Genomic DNA, 18512 nt, shown 5'->3' with positions numbered 1-18512 from the left:
CGCCCGGCGGCGCTTTCCCCACCGGCCCGCGTGGCCGGCGCCCGGGCGGGTACACGCCTGGCACGGCCGGCGGACCGACCCCGGCGCGGCACGGGCCCCGCCCGGGGCATGCCGTACCCGAGCCCTGACCCGAGGACGGCGATGCAGACCTTCCTCCCCTATCCCGACTTCGCCGCCACCGCGCGGGTCCTCGACCCGCTGCGGCTCGGCAAACAGCGGGTCGAGGCGATCCAGGTGCTGCGTGCGCTGACCGTGCCGGGGTACGGCTGGCGCAACCATCCGGCGGTGCGGATGTGGACCGGCTACGAGGAGGCCCTGGTCAGGTACGGCCTGGAGATATGCGGGCACTGGTGCTCCATGGGACGGGCCGACACCTGCGCGGAGACGCTGGCCCGGGAGCTGACCGAGCGCCGCGGCGTCGGCGTCCCGCGCTCCCAGGAGCTGCTCGGGGCGGCGGGCGAGCTGCCGCCCTGGCTCGGGGACCCCGCCTTCCACCTCAGCCACCGGTCGTCCCTGCTGCGCAAGCTCCCGGACCACTACCGTCCGATCTTCGGCGACGAGCCGGACGACCTTCCCTACGTCTGGCCGGCCTCCGACCGCACTCCCCCGCCGCCGGGGTGACCGGGCGGCGGGGCGCGCGGCTCAGGGGATCAGCACGCCGGGGTTGAGGATGCCCTCGGGGTCGAGGCGCTCCTTGATCCCGCGCAGGATCTCCACGCCCAGCTCGCCGATCTCGGCGGCGTAGGCGTCGCGGTGGTCGCGGCCGACGCCGTGGTGGTGGGAGATCGTGCCGCCCGCGGCGATGATCGCCTCGCTGGCCGAGCGCTTGGCGGCCTCCCACTGCGCGAGCGGGTCCCCGCTCTGGGCCGTGACGACCGTGAAGTAGAGCGAGGCGCCGGTGCCGTACACGTGGGAGATGTGGCACATCACCAGAGGCGAGCCGAGCGCGCCGTGCAGCGCGAGCCGTACGGCGTCGTACAGGCGCGGCAGGCCGGACCAGAACCCGGCCGTCTCCAGGGTCTCCACCGTGGCGCCCGCGGCGAGCAGGGAGTCGCGCAGGTAGGGAGCCGAGTAGCGGCCGTGCGCCCAGGAGTCGCCGGGCCCGGTTCCCAGGCAGGTTCCGCCGAGACCGGTCAGGACCGCGGCGGCCCGGTCCCGGCGCTCGGCCGCCTCCTCCGGGGTGCCCTCGTAACCGGCGATCACCAGGCAGCCCGCGCCGGACGACAGGCCGCCGGACTCCGCGAGCTCGCCCGGCTTGGCCAGGCCGACCATCGTCTCGGTCTCGTCGGACAGGCGCAGCACGGTCGGGAGCGGGCCGTCCTGGGCCAGGCGGCGCAGCGCGGCCGTACCGGCGGAGAAGGAGCCGAACCGCCAGCCCTCGTAGATCCGCGCTTGCGGGGCCCGGCGCACCCGGAGCCGGAGCGAGGTGATCACCCCGAAGGCGCCCTCGGAGCCGAGGACCACCTGGCGCAGGTCGGGCCCGGCGGCGGACTTGGGCGCGCGGCCCAGGTCGAGGGTGCCGCGCGGGGTGGCCACGGTCATGCCGACCACCATGTCGTCGAAGCGGCCGTACCCGGCCGAGGCCTGGCCGCTGGAGCGGGCCGCGGCGAAGCCGCCCAGCGTGGCGTACTCGAACGACTGGGGGAAGTGGCCCAGCGTGAGTCCGTGGGCGGCCAGCAGCTCTTCGGCCTGCGGCCCGCGCAGGCCCGGCTCCAGCTCCGCGACCATCGACTCGGCGTCCACCGAGACGAGCCGGTTCATCCGGGCCAGGTCGAGCGCGACGACCCCGGCGTGCCCCTCACGCGCCGGGGTCAGTCCGCCGACGACCGAGGTGCCCCCGCCGAACGGGACCACCGCGACCCGGTGCGCGGCGCAGATCCGCAGCAGCTCCAGCACCTCGTCGTGCGAGCCGGGCAGCAGTACGGCGTCGGGCGCGTCGGAGCCGTCCCCGGCGCGCATGCGCATCAGGTCGGGGGTGGACTTGCCCCGGGTGTGGCGGACGCGGGCCTCGTCGCCGGAGCGCGCGTTCCCGGCGCCGACGACGGACTCCAGCGCGGCGAGGACGCCAGCCGGGAGCGCCGGGGCGGGAAGCCGCACCTCGTCCAGGCCCACCGCGGGCGTCCCGGGCGCGCGCACGCCCAGGATGTCCTGGAGCAGCGTGCGGACCGGTCCGGGCAGGCCGGCGGCCCTGGCGGGGTCGCCCCAGCCGGACCAGAGCATCGGTCCGGCGGCCGTGGCCGGGCCCGCCGGGGTGTCCGGTGCCGCCGTGTCCGCCGGAGTGTCCGGTGCCGCGGCGTTCACCGAGGAGTCCGGTGCCGTCGGCGTGTCCGGGGTCGCCGGGATGTCCGGCGCCGCCGTGTCCGCCGTGTCCGCCGTGTCCGCCGTGTCCGCCATGTCCGCCGTGTCCGCCATGTCCGCCGGGGTCACTGCTTCCGCACGATGAGTTTCCACCTCTACACTGTGACATATGACGTCCATCCGTCACAATAAGGTCAGCGAGCGCCACAGCGACGCCGTTCTCGACGCGGCGCGCGAGGTCGTGCTCGCGGTCGGGGTGCGGCGCACCACGCTCACCGACGTGGCGCGCCGGGCCGGGGTCTCCCGGATGACCGTCTACCGCCACTGGCCCGACGTGCGCAGCCTGGTCGCCGACCTGATGACCCGCGAGTGGGTGGACGTCGCCGGGCGCTTCGCCACCGAGGACCCGGTCACCGCCGCGGCCGGGGTGGTGCGGGCGCTGCGCGGGCACCCGCTCTGGCGCAAGATCGTCGAGGTCGACCCGGAGCTGCTCCTGCCGTACCTGCTGGACCGCCGGGGTTCCAGTCACGACGCCATGCTCGCCCTGGTCGAGCTGGGCATCGCGCGGGGTCAGGAGCGGGGCTCCGTACGGCCCGGCGACCCCCGGACCATGGCCAGAGCCGTGCTGCTGACCGCCCAGTCCTTTCTGATCTCCGGCCGCACCATGCTCGGCCCGGTCACCGAGGAGGAACTGGACGCCGAGCTGACCGTGCTCCTGGAGAGATACCTGTCGCCCTGACCCCGCCCGCCCGGAAGCGCCCGGAGACGTCTGGAAACGCCCGGAAGCGCCGGGAGTGAAAGCCCCCACACCGGTAGGAGATTCGATGCGATCCTCACTCAACGCCGCCCGCCGCGCCCGCGAGCTCGCCGAGCTGGCCGACGGCCGCACCGTCGACGTGCTGGTGGTCGGCCTGGGCGCCACCGGCGCGGGGGCGGCGCTCGACGCCGCCTCGCGCGGCCTGTCGGTGGCCGCGATCGACGCCTGCGATCTCGCCTTCGGCACCTCCCGGTGGAGCTCCAAGATGATCCACGGCGGCCTGCGGTACCTCGCCAAGGGGCAGATCGGGGTGGCCTACGAGAGCGCCGTCGAGCGCGGCGTGCTGCTCGGCCGCACCGCCCCGCACCTGGTGCGGGCGCAGCCGTACCTGCTCCCGCTGACGCCCGCGGTCTCCCGGGCCCAGGCCGCCACGGCGATGGCCGGTTACCGGCTCGGCGACGGGCTGCGCGTCGCGGCCCGCACCCCGCACCGGCTGCTGCCCGGCCCCTCCCGCGTCTCCGCCTCGCGCGCCCTGGAGCTCGCCGCCCCGCTCGATCCGCGCGGGCTGCGCGGGGCCCTGCTCTCCTGGGACGGGCGGCTGGTCGACGACGCCCGGCTGGTGGTCGCGCTGGCCAGGACGGCCGCCGCGCACGACGCCAGGATCCTGACCCGCTGCCGGGCGCTGGAGCTCGGCGGCCGGCAGGCGCGCGTCCGGGACGAGCTGACCGGGGAGACCTTCACGATCCGGGCGAGGGCGGTGGTCAACGCGGCGGGGGTCTGGGCCGCCGGGCTCGACCCGGCCATCCGGCTGCGTCCCTCGCGCGGCACCCACCTGGTGCTGCGGCCGGAGACCCTGCCGGGGTTGCGGGCGGGGCTGCACGTCCCGCTCCCCGGGGAGAGCAACCGTTTCGCGCTGGTCCTCCCCCAGGCCGACGGGCGGATCTACGTCGGCCTGACCGACGAGCCGGTGGAGGGGCCGGTCCCGGACGTCCCCGAAGCGCCGGAGGAGGACGTGACGTTCCTGCTCGACGTGCTCAACTCGGTGCTGGGCACGGCGGTCCGCCGCGAGGAGGTCGCGGGGACCTTCGCCGGGCTCCGGCCGCTGCTGGCCGCCGAGGAGCGCGCGAGGGGGCGCGCGGGAGCACGCGTGGTGGAACGCACCGCCGACCTGTCCCGCCGGCACGCGCTGCTCACCTCGGCGGACGGGGTGGTCACCGTCGTGGGCGGCAAGCTCACCACCTACCGGCGGATGGCCGAGGACGCGGTGGACCACGCCGTCCGGGCGCACGGGCTGCAGGCGGGTCCGAGCCGTACGGCGCGGCTGCCCCTGGTCGGTGTCACGCATCCGGGCGTCCGGGCTCCCGCGCGTCTGGTGGAGCGCTACGGCGGCGAGGCGCGGGGCGTGCACGCGCTGGCCGAGCGGGACCCGGCGCTGGCCGAGCCGCTTCCGACCGGGATCACCCTGGCCGAGCTGGTCTGGGCGGTCCGCCACGAGGGGGCGCTGGACGTCTCCGACCTGCTGGACCGGCGGACCCGGATCGGGCTGGTCCCGGCCGACCGGGAGGCCGCGCTACCGGCCGCGGAGGCGGCGCTCGCCTATCAGAAATAGAGGTTTTTACCCAGAGCGGAGGGTTCTCACCCTCCAATCGAGAACCTTCTATCCGTTAGGTTAGTCTTACCTAAGACTGGATAGGGGGATCGTGTGACGACGGCGAACGTTCCCGGCAGGGCGGTCAAGGGGTGCGCACACCCCTCGGGCTGCCACACCGGCACGCTGCCGATCTACGCCAGCGCGACGGTCGGCGCCCGCCTCTGGCTGCTCATCGAGCACGCCGGCCCGTGGGCGTCCCACCTGGAGGACTGCCGGCTCCCCGAGGACGTCCACACCCTTATCAAAAGGGCTGCGAGCTTGGGCATCCGCCCCCAGCTCATCCGCCGCCCCGATCGCCGGCCCCCCTCCGGCCAGGGTATTCACGTCATGGTCGCGGACTCCACCGCCCCCCGGCCCTGGATCGCCGAGGGCGTCGTCGCGAGCGCGGACGATCTCGACCTGGACGCGCTGATGGCCGGAGTGCTCCCAGAGTCCTGCATACTTGTGAGTGAGCCGGTTTTCCTGGTCTGTACGCACGCCAAGCGCAACGCGTGCTGCGCCCGTATTGGACTTCCCCTCGCTCGCTCACTGGCAGAGGTTTTGCCGGACAGAGTATGGGAAACATCACATGTTGGCGGCGATCGCTACGCCGCCAATCTCGTGTGCTTGCCACACGGGCTCTACTACGGCAGCATGTCTCAGGCTGCTGCGATCGCAGCAGCCGACGCGTACCGGTCCGGCGAGGTTATTCTCGACCGTTTCCGGGGACGCGCAGGCATCCCTGAGCCATTGCAAGCCGCCGAGCACTTCGTCCGTGCCCACACGGGAGAGCTCTCGGTCGGCGGAGTGGCCGCGGAGTCCTCCAGGTCGGACGGCGACGTCACCGAAGTCATCGTGCTCGGTGGCGACGCTCGCTTTCGGGTAGTGGTTGAACCCATGACGTTGCCAACGCCATGTGGTACGGCTTGCGCCGACACGATCACCACCTATCGGCTGGTCGCGCTGGACAGGCTCGCCCCTGTGCTGTACGCCACGCCCGTTCTGACCTGATTCGAGGGAACATCGCGGCCAATCCGCGCGTTGGCTCCAGGGACGTCAAAAGCGTCCAATGCGGTAGTAACCCGAAATACTTCTCACTAGAAGGTGGTTTTCTCATGTCTCAGGTACGTCGGCAGATCGCCCGTCCTCGCCCCAGCTGGGGCTGGCAGGATGACGCCGCGTGCCGGGGTGAGGACCTTGTGCTCTTCTTCGGTCCCGATGGTGAGCGTCAGCCCGAGCGTGACATCCGCGAGCGTAAGGCCAAGGCCATCTGCGCCCAGTGCCCCGTCCGCGCCGAGTGCCTTGACTACGCGCTGTCCCGTCCGGAGAAGTACGGCACTTGGGGCGGGCTGAACGAGGACGAGCGCGCCTCCGAGCGCCGTCGTCGCATGCGCCGTGCCGCCAGCGCCGGCATCAGCGCCGTCGCCTGATACAACCTCCACCCGGCTTCCCTCGCAACGTGTGATCTCGCTGACGTCCTGCGAGATCACACGCTGTTTCGTGTCGAGGCCCGGCGGGCCCGCCCCCCGTCGGGAGCGGGCGCCCTCCGGTCTCCCCTCACGGACGCCCGCGCCCCGGCTTCCCCTACGGGCGGTTGCGCCCCGGCTTCCGCATCTCCTTGTGGATCACCTTCCACTTGTTCTGCATCTCCTTGCGGAGCCGCGCGTCGGTGCGTGAGGCCATCCACGCCGCCTCGCGCTGCAGCTTGTTCCAGCTGGCCAGGCGGCGTTCGGGGAGCGTGCCGTCCTCGATCGCGGCGATGACCGCGCACCCGGGCTCGGTGGCGTGGACGCAGTCGGCGAACCTGCACCGCGCGGCCAGTTCCTCGATGTCGGCGAAGACCATGTCCACGCCCTCGCCCATGTCGTACAGGCCGATGCGGCGGATGCCGGGCGTGTCGATGACGAGGCCGCCACCGTCGAGCGGGATGAGCTCCCGGTGCACGGTGGTGTGGCGGCCCCTGCCGTCACCGGCGCGGACCTGCTGGGTCTCCATCACCTCCGCCTCCGCGAGGGCGTTGACCAGAGTGGACTTCCCCGCGCCCGAGGCGCCCAGCACCACGGCGGTGCGGGTGCCGCCCAGGTAGCCGCGGACGATGTCCACCCCCTCGCCGGTGAGCGAGGAGACCGCGTGCACGTCGACGCCGGGCGCGGCCGTGGCGACCTCGCCCAGCAGGAAGTCCAGGCTCTCGCCGAGGAGATCGGCCTTGGTGACGAGCACCACCGGCTGCCCGCCGCTCTCCCAGGCCAGGGCGAGCAGCCGCTCGATCCGGCCGAGGTCCGCGGTGTCGGTGGCGTGCAGGGCCGGCTCGGCCACGAAGACGATGTCGACGTTGGCGGCGAGCACCTGGCCCTGGGAGTCGTCGGACAGCCCGCCCCGCGAGGTGCGGCCCACCCCGCCGCGGACGAAGGCGGTACGGCGCGGCAGGAGCGCCTCCAGCTCGAAACGCCCCTCGGGCAACTGCCGGAGCGCTGCCCAGTCGCCCACGCAGGGCAGGGCCACCGGGTCGGCGGCGGCGGCCCGGCGCACCCGGGCGCTGTAGTGGACCTGGAGATGACCGCCGGCGTAGAGCACCTCGGCGGCGCCGCGGTCGACCCGGGACACCCGGGCGGGGACCGTACCGGCGGGGAGCTCGGCGGCGAGGGAGTCGTTCCAGCCGAGTGCGGAGAGATCGCAGGAACCAGACAGAACTGGTGAGGACAACGTGGACACACCCTTTGTCGAGGCTTCGGAAGCCGGGTGTCCCGTGTCGGAGACGAGCTAGGCGGACACCCGGAGGTTGACGGACGGCATGGTCGTCAGGAAGACCCGCATAGTCCTCACCTCCCGATGTCGTGGCCGCCCCGCTGACGGGGCGGCGAAGCCGGACCAACTATAACGCAGGTCCGGCCCGCGATCGCAAACGATTAACCGCGGGCCGGGACTCGCCCTGTAGACCGAGGGCCCACAGGCTGGGGGCCTACAGGCCGGGGGCCGGGAAGCGGGAGGTCAGCTCGCGCACCTCGCCCGCGACGCGGGTGATGGCGTGCTCGGCCTCGTCCTCGCCCTTGGCCAGCGCGGTGACGACCTGGTCGATCCAGGCGCCGATCTGGCGCATCTCGTCCTCGCCCATGCCCCGGCTGGTCACGCCGGCGGTGCCGATCCGGATGCCCGAGGGGTCGAACGGCTTGCGCGTGTCGAACGGCACGGTGTTGTAGTTGGTCTCCAGGCCCGCCCGGTCCAGCGCCTGCGCGGCGGGCTTGCCGCCGATGCCCTTGGGGGTCAGGTCCATCAGGATGAGGTGGTTGTCGGTGCCGCCGGAGACGAGGTCGAAACCGCGGGCGGCGAGCTCCTCGGCCAGCGCCCGGGCGTTCGCGACGACCTGGTGGGCGTAGGCCCTGAAGTCGTCGGTGGCGGCCTCCTTGAGCGCCACCGCGATGGCCGCGGTGGTGTGGTTGTGCGGGCCGCCCTGCAGGCCGGGGAAGACCGCCTTGTTCAGCGCGGCGGCGTGCTCGTCGGAGGTGGCCATGAGCATGGCGCCGCGGGGACCGCGCAGCGTCTTGTGCGTCGTGGTGGAGATGACGTCGGCGTGGCCGACCGGCGACGGGTGGGCGCCGCCCGCGACGAGGCCGGCGATGTGCGCGATGTCGGCGGCGAGGACGGCGCCGACCTCACGGGCGATCTCGGCGAAGGCCGGGAAGTCGATGGTGCGCGGGATCGCGGTGCCGCCGCAGAAGATCAGCTTCGGGCGCTCGCGCAGGGCGATCTCGCGGACCTCGTCCATGTCGACGCGGCCGGTGTCCTTGCGCACGCCGTACCGGACCGGGTTGAACCACTTGCCGGTGGCCGAGACCGACCAGCCGTGGGTGAGGTGGCCGCCGAAGGGCAGGCCCATGCCCATCACGGTGTCGCCCGGGGTGAGGAAGGCCATGTAGACCGCGAGGTTCGCGGGCGAGCCGGAGTAGGGCTGGACGTTGGCGTGGTTCACGCCGAACAGCGACTTGGCCCGCTCGATGGCGATGGTCTCGATCTGGTCGATGACCTGCTGGCCCTCGTAGTAACGCTTGCCCGGATAGCCCTCGGAGTACTTGTTGGTGAGGACGGTTCCCGTCGCCTCGAGGACCGCCTTGGAGACGTAGTTCTCCGAGGCGATCAGCTTGACGGTGTCCGCCTGCCGGCGCTCCTCGGCCTTGACGAGCTCGGCGATCTGCGGGTCGACGCTGGAAAGAGAACTCACGGCGCCTTCACTCCCTGTCATCGTTGACATTCGTTGACGTTGACATTCGCTGACAACGTGCGAAGACCCAGGCGCGCGGCCTCCGCCATTTCCGCTCCCCGGTGGTAGCCCACCCAATGCGCCAGTCGCGCTTAGACGATAGCGGACCCGTCCGCCCTGCCGAGGCGGCCGGTGCCGTCCGCGGGCCAGAGCCGGTCGACTTCGGCGTTGAGGATGGCCCCGATGAGAACGGCGAGCGCGGTGATGTAGAGCCACAGGAGCACCGCGATCGGCGCGGCCAGAGAGCCGTAGATGGAGACCGGGGAGAACCACGCGGCGAGCACCTCGCGCAGGACGACGGCGCAGGCGATCCAGATGATGAGCGCCAGCACGGCCCCGGGCATCTCCCGCCACCAGCGGGTGCGCACCGGGACGCTCACGTGGTACAGGAGCGTGAGGAAGAAGACGGAACCGATGACGACCACCGGCCAGTAGAGGACGTCCACCAGCATGGTGTAGTCCGCCGGCAGCGCGCCCTGCAGCGCCGCGGGCCCCAGCACCAGGACGGGCATGACGAGCAGCCCGCTCAGCAGGCCCGCCAGGTAGAGGCCGAAGGACATCAGGCGGGTACGGATGATCCCGCGCTCCTCGCCGAGGCCGTACGCCACCGAGATCAGGTCCACGTAGACGAACAGCGCCCGCGAGCCCGACCAGAGCGCGAGCAGGAAGCCCAGCGAGATCAGCGAGACCTGGTTCTCCGGTTTCAGCACGTCGGAGATGAGCGGGGTGACGACGCTGTCCACGGCGTTGTCGGTGAACAGCAGGTGCGCCTGGGTGTCGATCCAGGTTCTGACGTCCTGCACGGTCTCCGGGCCGAAGACCTTCGTGAGCTGTCCGACCACGCCGATCAGGCCGAGCACGAACGGCGGCAGCGACAGCAGCGCGAAGAACGCCGCCTCACCGGCCAGGCCGGTGACGCGGTAGGTGATGCCCGCGTTGGTGGTCGCGACGAGCAACGCCCAGGTGTCGGTGCCCCGCACCCACGACAGGCCGGCCTTCAGCCTGGTGCTGTGCCGCCGCAGCCTGGAGTGGGCCCAGCGCGGCCTGCGCTTGCCGGGTCCTGAGCTCCGCGTCGAGGCATCGGTGGACGTCATGCCACCCAACGGTATTCCTTGCCGCCCGCCATCACGAGTCCGGTCATCGGTGACCTGACCTCGTGTCACTGCCCCGATCACCTGCGGTGAAACACGGGGAGTACGTGGCGGGACACACGGGCGAGGCGAAGACGGAAGACGGCGGAAGGCGGTGGAGGACGGCGGGAAGCGGTGAAGACGGCGGGACCCGGATCCGGGGGGCACGGTGACGGGACCCGGCGGGAGGACCGGGCGCACAATTGGAGACATGATCTGCCAAGAGTGCAAGGACCGCCGTCACGAGGAGTGCCGGGGCGGCTCGTGGTGCGACTGCCAGCACCAGGAGACCCCGGAGCCGCGGGAGTCGTCGCTGGACTGGCCCCGCCAGGGCTGAACGTTCGGAGTCAGGGCCGAACGTCCAGAGTGTGGACCCGATATTGGACATCTCGGGCCGCCAAGGTATCGTCATGGACATGCCAGCGGACCCCATGCTCGTCGTGCGACGCCACGTCGACCTTCTGCGTGTCCGCAGCGCCATCTGTTGTGACGTCCGTTGACCGTCGCCCCTCGCTGATTTCACGCAGCTCGGGCCGTGGCAGGCGTCCGGCTTTCTGAGTGACCCCACTCCGAACGACTCTCCCCCGCACTCAACGACGAGGCGGGAGGTGCCTGTGCGTGCCCGGAAATCACCCACACGATCCGATTAAAGGACGCGCACATGACGACCCCGGCCCGTACGGCTAACCGCCACCACAAGCGCCCCCGCGGCGAAGGTCAGTGGGCTCTCGGCTACCGCGAGCCGCTGAACAAGAACGAGGAGAACAAGAAGAACGACGACGGGCTCAACGTCCGTCAGCGGATCATCGACATCTACTCCAAGGCCGGGTTCGACTCCATCGACCCGGCCGACCTTCGCGGACGGATGCGCTGGTACGGGCTCTACACGCAGCGCAAGCCCGGGATCGACGGCGGCAAGACCGCGGTGCTGGAGCCGGAGGAGCTCGACGACCGCTACTTCATGCTGCGCGTCCGGATCGACGGCGGGCAGCTCACCCTGGAGCAGCTGCGCGTCATCGCCGACATCTCCAACGAGTACGGCCGCGGTACCGCCGACGTCACCGACCGGCAGAACATCCAGCTCCACTGGATCGAGATCGAGTCCGTCCCCGACATCTGGGAGCGGCTGGAGGCGGTGGGCCTGTCCACCACCGAGGCCTGCGGCGACACCCCGCGCGTCATCATCGGCTGCCCGCTGGCGGGGATCGACACCGACGAGGTCATCGACGCCACCGCGGAGATCCGCCGGATCCAGGACGACTTCATCGGCAACCCCGAGTACTCCAACCTGCCGCGCAAGTTCAAGTCGGCGCTCTCCGGCTGCCCGGCGCACTGCACCGTGCACGAGATCAACGACGTGGCCTTCGTCGGCGTCGTCAACGACGAGGGCGAGCGCGGCTACGACCTGTGGGTGGGCGGCGGCCTGTCGACCAACCCGATGCTGGCCAAGCGGCTGGGCGTCTTCGTCACCCCCGAGCGGGCCTCCGAGGTCTACGGCGGCGTGATCGGCATCTTCCGCGACTACGGCTACCGCCGCCTGCGTCACCGGGCGCGGATCAAGTTCCTGGTCAACGACTGGGGCGCGGAGAAGTTCCGCGAGGTCCTGGAGAAGGAGTACCTGGGCTACACCCTGCCCGACGGCCCCGCGCCCGAGCTGCCGCGCGGCGGCCGCCGTGACCACGTGGGCGTCTTCCCGCAGAAGGACGGCAACTTCTACGTCGGCTTCGCGCCGCGGGTCGGCCGTCTCGACGGCGACAAGCTGCACGTGATCGCCGACATCGCCGAGCGGCACGGGTCCGGCCGGATCCGCACCACGGTCGAGCAGAAGATGGTCATCCTCGACGTCGCCCCCGACCAGGTGGACGGCGTCGTCGCCGAGCTGGAGGCCAACGACCTGCGGGTGAACCCCTCCACCTTCCGCCGCCAGACCATGGCCTGCACCGGCATCGAGTACTGCAAGCTGGCGATCGTCGAGACCAAGGCCACGGCCTCGAACCTCATCGACGAGCTGGAGGCCCGGCTGCCGGAGTTCACCGACCCGCTGACCATCAACGTCAACGGCTGCCCGAACTCCTGCGCCCGCATCCAGACCGCCGACATCGGACTCAAGGGCCAGCTCGTGGTCAACGAGGCCGGCGAGCAGGTCGAGGGCTTCCAGATCCACCTGGGCGGCTCGTTGGGCGTCAACGCCGGCTTCGGCCGCAAGGTCCGCGGTCTGAAGGCCACCGCCGCGGAGCTGCCCGACTACGTCGAGCGGGTGCTGCGCAACTTCGAAAAGCAGAAGAACGAGGGCGAGACCTTCTCCGAGTGGGTCCAGCGCGCCGACGAGGCGGACCTGAAGTGAGCGGGACCGGACGATGAGCGAGCGCGCGGTCCCCTTCCACTGCCCCTACTGCGGCGAAGAGGACCTGGAGCCCTACGAGGGCGACGGCGGCTGGTACTGCCGCTCGTGCGCCCGCGCTTTCAAGCTGAAGTTTCTCGGAATTGGGGTGCGAACATCATGACGGCACTGGTGGATGTCGAAATCGGGTTACGGCAGCAGCGCGGCGCGCTCGACATGCAGGACATCGTCGAGTCGGCCGCGCGCTTCCTGGAGGACGCCCCGGCCATCGAGATCATCCGTTGGGCGGCGGCGACCTTCGGCGACCGGCTCTGCCTGACCGCGTCGATGAGCGACGCGCTCATGATCGACCTGGTCAGCCGGGTCAAGCCGGGCGTGGACGTGCTCTTCATCGACACCGGCTACCACTTCGCCGAGACGATCGGCACCCGTGACGCGGTCAAGCAGGTCTACGACGTCAACGTCATCGACGTCAAGCCGTCCAGGACGGTGGCCGAGCAGGAGCGCGACCTGGGTCCGCGGCTGTTCGGGCGCAACCCCGACCTCTGCTGCTACCTGCGCAAGGTCGAGCCGCTCAACCGCGCGCTGGAGCCGTACCTGGCCTGGGTCTCCGGCATCCGCCGCGACGAGTCGGCCACCCGCGCCGGGATCAAGGTCGTGGAGTGGGACGCCAAGCGGCAGATGGTCAAGATCAACCCCATCGCCCGGTGGACGCAGGACGACGTCGACAACTACATGGCCGACAACGGCGTGCTGATCAACCCGCTGCACTACGACGGCTACCCCTCGATCGGCTGCGCTCCCTGCACCCGCCAGGTCGCTCCCGGCGAGGACCCCCGCAGCGGCCGGTGGGCCGGTATGGGCAAGACCGAGTGCGGCATCCACGTATGACGCGTGGTACGACCGGGCGCGTCTCCGGCGCCGGACGGGTGATCCCGCTGGTCGCGGTGGCGCACGGGTCGCGGGACCCGCGCGCCGCCACGACGGTGGAGGAGCTGCTGGACGAGGTACGGCGGGCACGGCCGGACATCCCCGTGCGGGCCGCCTACCTCGACCACTCCGCGCCGACGCTCGCCGGGGCGCTGTCGGGGCTGGCCGAGGCGGCGGTGCTGCCCCTGCTGCTCACCGAGGCCTATCACAGCCGGGTGGACATCCCCGGCGCGCTGGCCGAGGTCACGGCCCGGCAGCCGCGGCTGCGCGTGCGCCGGGGCACGACGCTCGGCCCGCACCCCCTGCTGACCGCCGCCCTGGAGCGGCGCCTGACCGAGGCGGGCGTGCCGGTCGGGGACCCGGGGACCGCCGTGGTCCTGTTCTCGGCCGGGTCCAGCGTCCGCCGGGCCAACGCCACCGTCGCCGCCATCGCCGCGGACTGGGCGGGACGGCGCGGCTGGTGGTCGGTGAGCGCGGCCTACGCCTCCGCCGCCGAGCCCACCCCCGAGCAGGAGGTACGGCGGCTGCTGGAGGCCGGAGCCCCCCGCGTGGTGGTCTCGCCCTACCTGCTGGCCCCCGGCTACTTCGCCGACCGGACGCGCGAGCGCACCCTGGCCGCGGGCGCGGAGATCGTCGCGGACGTGCTCGGCGCCGCCCCGGAGGTCGCCTCCGTCCTGCTCGAACGGTACGAGCAGGCCCTGGGGGCGGAGGACCGGCAGGCCAGCGCCTGAATCCGCCCGCCGCTCCCGCCGGGTGGCGCGCCGCCCGGCATCCGGCGCAGCGGGCCCCGGCATCCGGCGCAGCGGGTCTCTCAGTCCTCCGGCATCGGTAGTCGCGGGGGGACGGTGGGCGCGGGCTCATCCGCGAACTGGCAGTCCGGTTCGCTGTCGCACGGTTCCACCCGCATCGTGATGATCCGGATCCGGAGGTCGGCGCGGCCGTCCTCCGCGGCCTCGACCACCTTCTGCGCGTCCCGTTCGCCGGTGAGCGGGCGGCCCAGCCGCTCGACGGCCTCCGCGGGGACCACCGCGACCTCCAGCCGGCCGGTGCCGGGCTGCCCCAGCCCGAAAAAGGCAGAGGAGCCGGACAGTTCTTCCGGGGCCGGTCCTTCCGGGGTGAGCCTGGCCTCTTCGCACCAGCGGTCGTGGAGGTATTTCCCGTTCTCCCAGACGAGCACGCGGGCGCCCCGCGGGCAGGAGACCTCGACCCACGCGTTCCCGGGTGGCAGGCGGGGCACGTCGAAGGCGACCCGCTCCCCCATGGCGGAGAACGACTCGTCGAGGGGGGTCTCGAAGACCTGACGGGCGCCGTACCGCTTCTCCGGCTGGGCCATGACGCCGGTCCAGACCTCCTCCGGGGTCACGCTCGCGCCCCCGGAGGGGAGCACGAACACCCCCGCGGCCAGTCCCGCCGCCGCCACACCCGCGGCCAGTCCGGCGCGGCGGCGCCTGGTCCGGCGGATCCGCCGGTCCACACCGGCCAGGGTCACGGCCCTGCCGGGACCGGTCTCGCTGTCGTGCTCGAACAACTCTCTCAGGTCGGATTCAGTGATCGTCATCTCAGCTCCCCGAGGTGATGGCGGCCCTGGCCGCGGGGTCGACACGCAGCTTGGCCAGCGCTCTGGCGGCCTGGCTGCGCACGGTGGCCACCGAACAGCCGAGGATCTCGGCGATCTCCGCGTCGGGCAGGTCGGCGAAGTAGCGCAGGACCAGTACGGCCCGCTGCCGGGCGGGCAGCGCCGCCAGCACGGCGCGCACCTCGTCCCGCACTCCGAGTTCGGCCGAGGGGTCCCGGCCGGCCCGCTCGGGGAGGTCCCCGGTCGGCACCTCGCCCCGCCACCTCCTCCGCCACCAGGTGGCGTGGGTGTTGGCCAGGATCCGGTACACGTACGGGTCGGGGTCCTCCCCGACCCGCCGCCAGGCGAACCACGCCTTGGCCAGTGCCGTCTGCAGCAGATCCTCCGCCGTGCCCCAGTCGCGGCAGAGGAGATACGCGGTGCGCAGCAGGCGGGCCGAACGCTGCTCGACGTAGCGTTCGAAATCGGCCCGATCACGCATGCGGAGGTCCTTACTGTTCGGCGATAGTCATCTGTCTCTACCGATCAGCCTCCGCCGGACGTTGCACGCGCCGGGGAAATATCCGGCCGGTGACCCCGTCAGTGCCCCCAGCGGTCCCCGTGCCCGTACCGCCCGTCGCGGGAGTCGTCCCGGAGTTCCCGCAGGTCGCCGCGGAAGTCTCCGCGGAGCTCCCGGAGCTCGCCGCGCAGCTCGTTCCACTGCTCCCGCCAGGCGGCCCACGACTTCTTGACCGGCTGGGCCCGGGAGTCGCCGACCACCTTGATGTCGCCCATGAGGGCGAAGGCCTTGACCCGCACGACCGGCACGTTCGTGCCCGGAGGCGCCTCGATCACCTGGACCTTCTTGTCCCCCATGATCGCGACGCCTTCGAGGTCGACGTCCACCCCGTCCGGAACGATGATCTTCACGTCGCCCATGACGGCGGTGGCGGCGATGTCCACCACGTTGTCGCGGACCTCGGCCTCCCGCAGGTCGAGGACGACGTCGCCCATCACGGCCACCGCGCCGAGACCCCGGTCGATCCGCCACTTGCCGCGCCGCTTGGAGTCTCCCATGACGGCCACGAACCAGCGCCGCCTGCGGCCCTCCTGCTGCCCGGCGGGTCCGTACGCGGGCGCGGGAACCGGCGTCTGCCCGGCCTGCGGCAGGTCGGAGGTGACGACCGCGAGCTCGGCCCGGGTCACGGCGAGGTAGGCCGCCTCGGTGCGCTCGGTCAGCTCGCCCAGGGTCAGGCGGCCCTCGACGGAGGCGACACGCAACTGCTCGACGACGGCCTCGCGCTCGGCGTCCGACGCCCGCATTCCACCCAGATCATCCACAACTCACAACATATCGCGAGTCTCCTCCGGAGAGGATCCCCCGTAAGGAGGAACCCGCTCGTTATGATCGGGACGCATGTCATACGAGGAGCTCCTGGAAGCGGTCGCCGAGAACGACGTCGAGCGGGTCGAGGCCCTGATCCGGAAGGGCACGCCCGCGGATCCGGCGCACGAGTCGGACGGGACCGCGCTCTACCGGGCGGCCGTGAACGGCCGGGTGGAGATCGTACGGGCGCTCCTGGCCGCCGGGGCCGACCCCGACCGGCTCAGCGACGGGCAGGACGAAGGGCTGCCGCTGTGCGCGGCGGCGTCCCGGGACCACACCGGGGTGGTCGAGGCGCTGCTGGCCGCCGGGGCCGACCCGGCCGGGCGGGAGAGCCACGGGTGGAGCCCCGTGCTCTGGGCCGCCGCCAAGGGGAGCCTCGGCGCGCTGCACGCGCTCCTGGCGGCCGGAGCGCCCGCCGACGACGTCAACGACCACGGTGAGACGGCGCTGACCCTGGCCGCCCGGCGCGGGACGCCGGGTGCCGTGCGGGCCCTGCTGGACGCCGGGGCCGACCCGGCGCGGCCGGACGCCGAGGGCGACACGCCGCTGGCGATCGCCTACGACTGGCTCGGCACCCAGCTGGAGAGCGCGCTGCTGGAGCAGGTCTCCGACCGGGTGACGGAGGACACCCCCGTCGTGGTGAGCCGCACCCGCGCCGCGGACGGCACCGACCTGGTGACCCTGACGGTTCTGGACGCCGGGGGCAGGCCCCTGACCGAGGTCGAGTGCCAGCGGGGCCACGCGGCGGTGGCCACCCTTCTGGAGGCGGCGACCGGGCAGTTGCCGCCCTTCGAGGAGCTGGCCGAGCGGGCGCTGCCGTACCGGGACTCCGACGAGGAGGCCGAGACCTGGTGGACCGTGGTGGGCGCGCTGAGCGAGCGCGGCGACTACGCGGCCTTCGACGCCGCCGTCCGGATGTGCTCGGCCGAGGATCCGCGCCGGCGGGAGTTCGCCGTCGACGTCCTGGCCCAGTTCGGCTTCCGTGAGGGAGACAAACCCTTCCTGGAGGCGTCCCTGCCCGTCCTGCGGCGGATGGCGGTCACCGAGGGCGACGAGCGGGTGCTGCGCTCGCTGCTCGGCGCGCTCGGCCACCACGCCGACCCGCGCGCCCTGCCTGAGGTGCTGGGGATCATCACGGCCGAGGGGTGGACCCGTACCGAGGCGGACCCGGCGGCGCTGGCCGCGGTTCTCCCGCCCGGCCACGCCGAGGGGCTGGCGCTGCTCATCTCGATGACCGAGGACCCCGACGACGACGTCCGCGACTGGGCGACCATGAGCCTGGCCGGGCTGGAGGAGGACACCCCGCAGATCCGCGACGCGCTGGCCGCCCGGCTCTCCGACCCGGATCTGGGCACGGTGGCCGAGGCGGCCCGGGGCCTGGCCGAGCGGGGCGACCCGCGCGCGCGGGCGGGGATCGAACGGGTCCGCGCCGAGAGCGACGACGACTACGCCCGAGGGATCGTCGAGGACCTGTGACCGCCGGCTCGCGACCGCCGAGCACCTGCGACCGCCGGCTCGGATCGGCCCGCCGAACATCCCGTTCCCGCGACGGCGTATGTTCGCTCATGAACACCTGTCCACCAATGAACACCTGAACGATCGAAGGGATACCGCCATGGCGACGACGCGCATCGCGACGACTCAGTGGAAGGGCGCGCTGCTCGACGGTTCCGGCACGGTTTCGCTGGACTCCTCCGGAATTGGCACGTTCGACGTGTCCTGGCCCGCCCGGGCCGAGGAGGCCAACGGCAAGACCTCCCCCGAGGAGCTCATCGCCGCCGCCCACTCCTCCTGCTTCTCGATGGCCCTGTCCCACGCGCTGGCCCAGGCGGGCACCCCGCCGCAGTCCGTGGAGACCAAGGCTGAGGTGACCTTCCAGCCGGGCGAGGGCATCACCGGGATCGTCATCTCTGTCCGCGCCCAGGTTCCGGGCATCACCGCCGAGCAGTTCCAGACCACGGCCGAGACCGCCAAGGCCAACTGCCCGGTGAGCAAGGCCCTGACCGGCACCACGATCAGCCTCAACGCCGAGCTGCTGAGCTGACCCGCCGCCCGGTGCGGCCGCGCGTGTCCCGTCCGGGGCGCGCGCGGCCGCACCCGGAACGCCGTCCGGCGGGTCGGGAACGGCCGCGCGGACCGGGGTCCTCTCCCGGCGGCGTGGGGCGGAATGCCCGGCCGGACGCGCGCGCCACGTTTCCCGGGCCCGGTAAAGGTGACAAGAAGGTCAAC

At 72.4% G+C, this 18512-nt stretch carries 19 protein-coding genes and 1 riboswitch; of the genes, 12 read left to right on the top strand and 7 right to left on the bottom strand.

Annotation, left to right across the window (positions count from 1 at the left end):
* The first annotated feature begins 141 nt into the window (after positions 1 to 141).
* Complete coding sequence (locus IEZ08_RS04380; RefSeq protein ID WP_068924799.1) at positions 142 to 621, top strand: MSMEG_6728 family protein; 480 nt, start codon at positions 142 to 144, stop codon at positions 619 to 621.
* A gap of 21 nt (positions 622 to 642) precedes the next feature.
* On the opposite strand, the gene IEZ08_RS04375 is transcribed toward IEZ08_RS04380, so the two are convergent.
* On the bottom strand, positions 643 to 2220 hold the full coding sequence (locus IEZ08_RS04375) for an FAD-binding oxidoreductase (RefSeq protein ID WP_068928969.1): 1578 nt from the start codon (positions 2218 to 2220) through the stop codon (positions 643 to 645).
* Between the two features lie 247 nt (positions 2221 to 2467).
* Between IEZ08_RS04375 and IEZ08_RS04370 the strand changes: the two genes are divergently transcribed.
* The 4 genes from IEZ08_RS04370 (at position 2468) to IEZ08_RS04355 (ending at position 6115) form a co-directional block, all read left to right on the top strand.
* Positions 2468 to 3037, top strand: coding sequence for a TetR/AcrR family transcriptional regulator (locus tag IEZ08_RS04370; protein ID WP_068924801.1), 570 nt, complete (start codon positions 2468 to 2470; stop codon positions 3035 to 3037).
* 85 nt (positions 3038 to 3122) lie between these two features.
* Positions 3123 to 4664, top strand: coding sequence for a glycerol-3-phosphate dehydrogenase/oxidase (locus tag IEZ08_RS04365; RefSeq protein WP_068924803.1), 1542 nt, complete (start codon positions 3123 to 3125; stop codon positions 4662 to 4664).
* Between the two features lie 93 nt (positions 4665 to 4757).
* On the top strand, positions 4758 to 5696 hold the full coding sequence (locus IEZ08_RS04360) for a ferredoxin family protein (protein WP_068924805.1): 939 nt from the start codon (positions 4758 to 4760) through the stop codon (positions 5694 to 5696).
* 104 nt (positions 5697 to 5800) lie between these two features.
* Positions 5801 to 6115, top strand: a complete 315-nt coding sequence (locus tag IEZ08_RS04355; protein WP_084780399.1) for a WhiB family transcriptional regulator — start codon at positions 5801 to 5803, stop codon at positions 6113 to 6115.
* Between the two features lie 154 nt (positions 6116 to 6269).
* Here IEZ08_RS04355 and rsgA read toward each other — a convergent pair whose 3' ends face one another.
* From rsgA to IEZ08_RS04340, 3 genes are all read right to left on the bottom strand, one after another.
* Complete coding sequence (rsgA, locus tag IEZ08_RS04350) at positions 6270 to 7397, bottom strand: ribosome small subunit-dependent GTPase A (RefSeq protein WP_229802905.1); 1128 nt, start codon at positions 7395 to 7397, stop codon at positions 6270 to 6272.
* A 247-nt stretch (positions 7398 to 7644) separates the two neighbouring features.
* Entirely contained in the window at positions 7645 to 8901 is a 1257-nt protein-coding gene (glyA, locus tag IEZ08_RS04345; RefSeq protein ID WP_203863249.1) for a serine hydroxymethyltransferase, read from the bottom strand.
* 58 nt (positions 8902 to 8959) lie between these two features.
* Positions 8960 to 9040, bottom strand: a riboswitch (ZMP/ZTP riboswitch).
* Positions 9033 to 10034 (bottom strand): YihY/virulence factor BrkB family protein, encoded by a 1002-nt coding sequence (locus IEZ08_RS04340; RefSeq protein ID WP_084780401.1) that lies wholly within the window; start codon positions 10032 to 10034, stop codon positions 9033 to 9035. Its footprint overlaps the riboswitch before it by 8 nt.
* Before the next feature lie 247 nt (positions 10035 to 10281).
* On the opposite strand from IEZ08_RS04340, the gene IEZ08_RS40175 reads away from it, so the two are divergent.
* The 5 genes from IEZ08_RS40175 (at position 10282) to IEZ08_RS04325 (ending at position 14072) form a co-directional block, all read left to right on the top strand.
* Positions 10282 to 10407 (top strand): hypothetical protein, encoded by a 126-nt coding sequence (locus tag IEZ08_RS40175; protein ID WP_268249314.1) that lies wholly within the window; start codon positions 10282 to 10284, stop codon positions 10405 to 10407.
* Between the two features lie 73 nt (positions 10408 to 10480).
* Positions 10481 to 10570, top strand: a complete 90-nt coding sequence (locus tag IEZ08_RS40585) for a putative leader peptide (RefSeq protein ID WP_373294325.1) — start codon at positions 10481 to 10483, stop codon at positions 10568 to 10570.
* A 161-nt stretch (positions 10571 to 10731) separates the two neighbouring features.
* On the top strand, positions 10732 to 12414 hold the full coding sequence (locus IEZ08_RS04335; protein ID WP_068924809.1) for a nitrite/sulfite reductase: 1683 nt from the start codon (positions 10732 to 10734) through the stop codon (positions 12412 to 12414).
* A 213-nt stretch (positions 12415 to 12627) separates the two neighbouring features.
* On the top strand, positions 12628 to 13302 hold the full coding sequence (locus IEZ08_RS04330; RefSeq protein ID WP_141704431.1) for a phosphoadenylyl-sulfate reductase: 675 nt from the start codon (positions 12628 to 12630) through the stop codon (positions 13300 to 13302).
* Positions 13299 to 14072: a sirohydrochlorin chelatase gene (locus tag IEZ08_RS04325; protein WP_141704149.1), complete on the top strand. Its 774-nt coding sequence runs from the start codon at positions 13299 to 13301 to the stop codon at positions 14070 to 14072. Before IEZ08_RS04330 ends, IEZ08_RS04325 begins: the two co-directional genes overlap by 4 nt.
* 80 nt (positions 14073 to 14152) lie before the next feature.
* Here IEZ08_RS04325 and IEZ08_RS04320 read toward each other — a convergent pair whose 3' ends face one another.
* From IEZ08_RS04320 to IEZ08_RS04310, 3 genes are all read right to left on the bottom strand, one after another.
* On the bottom strand, positions 14153 to 14899 hold the full coding sequence (locus tag IEZ08_RS04320; RefSeq protein WP_068924818.1) for a hypothetical protein: 747 nt from the start codon (positions 14897 to 14899) through the stop codon (positions 14153 to 14155).
* Between the two features lies 1 nt (position 14900).
* Entirely contained in the window at positions 14901 to 15398 is a 498-nt protein-coding gene (locus IEZ08_RS04315) for a SigE family RNA polymerase sigma factor (RefSeq protein WP_068924820.1), read from the bottom strand.
* Between the two features lie 98 nt (positions 15399 to 15496).
* Complete coding sequence (locus IEZ08_RS04310) at positions 15497 to 16237, bottom strand: DUF1707 SHOCT-like domain-containing protein (RefSeq protein ID WP_068924822.1); 741 nt, start codon at positions 16235 to 16237, stop codon at positions 15497 to 15499.
* Positions 16238 to 16313: 76 nt separating this feature from the next.
* On the opposite strand from IEZ08_RS04310, the gene IEZ08_RS04305 reads away from it, so the two are divergent.
* Together IEZ08_RS04305 and IEZ08_RS04300 are read left to right on the top strand one after the other, a co-directional pair.
* Complete coding sequence (locus IEZ08_RS04305) at positions 16314 to 17759, top strand: ankyrin repeat domain-containing protein (RefSeq protein WP_189241707.1); 1446 nt, start codon at positions 16314 to 16316, stop codon at positions 17757 to 17759.
* A gap of 139 nt (positions 17760 to 17898) precedes the next feature.
* Positions 17899 to 18327: an OsmC family protein gene (locus tag IEZ08_RS04300; RefSeq protein WP_068924826.1), complete on the top strand. Its 429-nt coding sequence runs from the start codon at positions 17899 to 17901 to the stop codon at positions 18325 to 18327.
* The last annotated feature ends 185 nt before the right edge of the window (positions 18328 to 18512 follow it).

It is taken from the genome of Planobispora rosea (assembly GCF_014648175.1).
Taxonomy (GTDB): domain Bacteria; phylum Actinomycetota; class Actinomycetes; order Streptosporangiales; family Streptosporangiaceae; genus Planobispora; species Planobispora rosea.
The sequence above is the reverse complement of the archived record's forward strand: the minus strand, read 5'-3'. Positions and strand labels throughout refer to the sequence as shown.